The organism is Candidatus Albibeggiatoa sp. nov. BB20, from assembly GCA_016744725.1.
In the GTDB taxonomy this organism is placed as follows: domain Bacteria; phylum Pseudomonadota; class Gammaproteobacteria; order Beggiatoales; family Beggiatoaceae; genus Albibeggiatoa.
In genome coordinates, this window is record JADGDW010000257.1 from 1 (window position 1) to 3,651 (window position 3,651).

The 3,651-nt window shown below is 36.4% G+C and carries 5 protein-coding genes; 1 reads left to right on the plus strand and 4 read right to left on the minus strand.

The features are described from left to right. Positions 1–384, plus strand: a 384-nt coding sequence (locus ABXH34_RS18200; protein WP_353573308.1) for a tyrosine-type recombinase/integrase, incomplete at its 5' end; no start/stop codon positions are given. A gap of 79 nt (positions 385–463) precedes the next feature. Here ABXH34_RS18200 and crcB read toward each other — a convergent pair. The 4 genes from crcB to lolA all read right to left on the minus strand — a co-directional run bounded on the left by crcB (position 464) and on the right by lolA (position 3,265). Then, on the minus strand, positions 464–835 hold the full coding sequence (crcB, locus tag ABXH34_RS18205) for a fluoride efflux transporter CrcB (protein WP_353573309.1): 372 nt from the start codon (positions 833–835) through the stop codon (positions 464–466). Then, positions 835–1,413: an SPOR domain-containing protein gene (locus ABXH34_RS18210; protein ID WP_353573310.1), complete on the minus strand. Its 579-nt coding sequence runs from the start codon at positions 1,411–1,413 to the stop codon at positions 835–837. The genes crcB and ABXH34_RS18210 overlap by 1 nt, the downstream gene beginning before the upstream one ends. 148 nt (positions 1,414–1,561) lie before the next feature. Next, complete coding sequence (locus tag ABXH34_RS18215) at positions 1,562–2,572, minus strand: S49 family peptidase (protein ID WP_353573311.1); 1,011 nt, start codon at positions 2,570–2,572, stop codon at positions 1,562–1,564. Between the two features lie 81 nt (positions 2,573–2,653). Continuing rightward, positions 2,654–3,265 carry an outer membrane lipoprotein periplasmic chaperone LolA gene (gene lolA, locus ABXH34_RS18220; RefSeq protein ID WP_353573312.1) on the minus strand — a complete coding sequence of 204 codons (612 nt, stop codon included), beginning with the start codon at positions 3,263–3,265 and terminating at the stop codon, positions 2,654–2,656. Positions 3,266–3,651 lie beyond the last annotated feature (386 nt).

Consider the following 3,651-nt stretch of genomic DNA (forward strand, 5'->3'; position numbering starts at 1 on the left):
GAGGTAGAAAATCTGACTAAATCTCAAGTTGGCAATGACCGCATCACTTTCATCAATACTAAAGGTGGTAGAAATCGCACTGTACCGTTAAGCAGTGAGTTATGCGAAGAACTAAAAAACAGCTCAAGTGAACAATTATTTAGAAAAAGCTACTATACCTTCAGAAAAACTCTAAAAAAGTGCAGTTTTAAGGTAAGAGATAATCAAGCCAGCCATGTATTAAGGCATACTTTTGCAACTCATTTTATTGCCAACGGCGGAAATATTCTTGCGTTAAAAGAAATCTTAGGACACAGCGATATAAAGATGACTATGATTTACGCACAATATTCGCCCGAACATCTTGAACAGGCTAAAATTTTAAATCCGTTGACTGTTTTGTGACAAAAGTAGCTTTTGAATATTAATATAATTTATTAAAATCAATTTGTTATGTGTTTTTTAGAAATTAATTGAGTTAATTTTATAACTGACGTGCCAGTAACATTCCCATCCAAACGGTTAAAATACATAAAGACACATTGCTGAAAATATTCAATAAGGCTTTGAAATAAGCTTCAGATTCAATTAAATACAAAGTATCCAATGAAAAAGTAGAAAATGTTGTAAATGCGCCTAAAAAGCCAACCAATACGGCCATTTTCCATTCTTGAGCAATGAGTTTATCTAACATCCAAATTGACAGAAAACCCATTAACAAAGAACCAATCAGATTAACCGCTAGCGTACCATAAGGGAATTCACGGCCTAATAGAGTATAAAAGCCTGTCGAAACCCAAAATCTCATGAGTGCACCTAATGCACCTCCTAAGGCAATCACCACGATTTGTAACATTATTCTATTTTCTTAATTAAGCCTTTGTGACCAAATTGGCGCAGTCGTTTTCTCATACTTTTAGCTTCTGCTTCCGTACGCTGTGCGACTGTTCGCACCGTATACCAAGTACCAATTTTTTTTATTTCCATGTCAATGCCTTCCGCTTTTAACTTGGTCACTAAATCTTCAGCACGACTATATTTCTTTAAACTGGCAGCTTGAACCACCCAGTGTGTACCAATAATAGGCCTTGTTTGCTCATTTTTACCAATCTCGTTGTTACCCGTACCAAATGGCATTCCATCAATATCTAAAAATACAAATCGTGACATCGAGCTTGGAAGATCAGGGACATAAATATCACCATTTGCATCCTCAATGATTTCTTCAGTCACTTCATCAGGCTCAATAGCACTTAAAATATAACTGCCATCTGAAGATTGTATTGCACCTGCGGGAATGGATAGAGTGACAAGGGCTTGTAAGAAGAAATAAGTCAACAGCATAATTAAGGCAAGTACCACCCCCCCAATTGAACGCTGTTTAGGGTCATACGGTTCACTCATACTTACTGGACGACGGACGTTTTGAGCCATAATTACATCTTTCTTTCCATTAAACCATAACAAAAAGCGGTTCAAACTTGAGGGCTAGCCATTTTATCGTATGTAGCTTGCCAGCCCCAAATTAGCAAATTTATTACATAAAATAACGTAATTTACGTGCTAAGACAAGGATTTAAAATTATTGTAATTCTAAACTCTTTTCTAAATCAAGTTGTTTAGCTAACTTACTAGCCATTGATACACCCAATTGCTCAGCAAATCGGTCAAAATAGTCAAGTTTCGGCGTAAAATCTACAATGTCTTCAGCACCAATCAATTCTCTTGCAACATAACTGGTATTACCTAAACCATCAATGAGGCCTAAATCAACAGCCTGTTCACCTGTCCATACCAGACCAGAGAATAATTTTTCATCTTCACCTTTTAATTTATCGCCGCGACCTTGTTTCACAACATTAATGAATTGTTGGTGTACATTGGTGAGTAAATTTGTGATGTGTTGTACATCTGCTTCTTTTGCTGGTGAGAATGGGTCTAAAAAGGCTTTATTATCTCCTGCAGCATACACTCGGCGTTCAATACCTAATTTATCAATCGCATCTACAAACCCAAAGCCGCCACTCATAATAACGCCAATTGAGCCAACAATACTGGCTTTATCTGCGTAAATTTCTTGGCCTGCTGCCGCAATATAATAACCACCAGAGGCACAAATATCAGTAACTACAACATAAAGTGGTATATCAGGATATTTTTTACGCAAACGCATCATTTCATCGTTGATATAACCTGATTGTACTGGGCTACCACCAGGGCTATTAATTCGTAAAATAACCCCTTTAGTGTTTCCATTTTTAAAGGCTTTGCGCAAACCACTGATAATGGTTTCAGCATTGGCTTCCATATCGCTGCTAATAACTCCCGTTAATTCAACCAGTGCCGTGTGCCCTTCTGCATCAGCAAATAAATCACTTTTGCCTCCAGAAAAAATATTAGCAACATCTGGGTTGGCCAAAATAAAAAGTCCAAGAAAGGCGAATAAATAGATAGCTAATAGAAATTTAAAGAAAATGCTCCATTTACGCACTCGACGTTGTTCGTTTAATGATGCAAAAGCAAGGCGGCTGAGTAATTCACGTTCCCATTGCTCGGATTGTTCTGAATTCTGCTGATTTTCAGTCTCTGACATGTTCTAATTTCCTGAACTGAATTTAAAAGATAGGTATAGCTTAATGCAAACTGCGGAGATAACCAAGTGTAGGCTTACGCTTTATTCTGATTCATTGATAATATCAACATGTTCTGGTGGTGTAAATTGAAACAGTTTTTTATCTAACTGGCTATTTCGCTGCATATTTTTAAAGTGCATGGTCGTCGTTTGACCTAAATTATCCACTAAATCTAAACCTCGTAATGCTTGTCCATCCAAGGTTAAAATGATTTTTTCAAATTGTGCTTCTTCATCTTTGGGCTCAAGTTGCAAACGGCTGTATTCCGATTGTGAGTCTAATTTCGTCATATTAAAATCTTGTTCTACACGAGGCTGGCTACTCATCAATAATAATGTGGGTGTTTTACCCAAAGCGGTATCAAAATCTTTAATCGTGACTTGCTCTAAATCTTCATCATAAATCCACACAAGTTGGCCATCAGCAACAATGAGCTGTTGATAAGGTACTTGATATGCCCAACGAAAACGGTCTGGACGTTGGATATACATTTGACCTTCGGTTTCTTCCAGTAATTCCCCAGTATCTGCATATAAACGTTGAACAAAATTAGCTTGCAAAGAGGTTAAATCATGTAAAAACACGGCTAAATCTTGTTGTGCGTAGAGGTTAGTGCTGAGCAGCAAACCAAGCAATAAAATGAATTGTTTCATAAATATCCATCATCAGATTTAATCAATAGGCTTGGATTATAACAGTTGAAGGGCAAAATTAAATAAATGAGTCTATTTTAATACAAAATTTGGTCTTGTATGCGAATAAAAAAATTAATGATTTTAAAAGAATTGGAAAACTAAAGCAGGGAGTAAATCAATGGAAAGGTTCATAAAGAAATAGGCTACTAGTAATTTGACTTTCTCGTCGCTTAAAAATTCGTCATGACATAAATTTAGCAAGAAGTCTGAATTTATCTTATTTTAAAAGTGCATTCAGATGAATACTTGCTTCCCCTCTCCTTGGAGCTACAGATTTAATTCGAAAGGAATATTCATATTGTTGTTTAGAGTGGTTGGGAGAATAAGTAGGCCCTTTTCTAGGT

Bases quoted from the DNA above. Each gene is read 5' to 3' on its own strand.
- ABXH34_RS18210 (WP_353573310.1), bottom strand. From the start codon at position 1,413: ATGGCTCAAAACGTCCGTCGTCCAGTAAGTATGAGTGAACCGTATGAC.
- ABXH34_RS18215 (WP_353573311.1), bottom strand. From the start codon at position 2,572: ATGTCAGAGACTGAAAATCAGCAGAATTCAGAACAATCCGAGCAATGG.
- lolA (WP_353573312.1), bottom strand. From the start codon at position 3,265: ATGAAACAATTCATTTTATTGCTTGGTTTGCTGCTCAGCACTAACCTC.
- crcB (WP_353573309.1), bottom strand. From the start codon at position 835: ATGTTACAAATCGTGGTGATTGCCTTAGGAGGTGCATTAGGTGCACTC.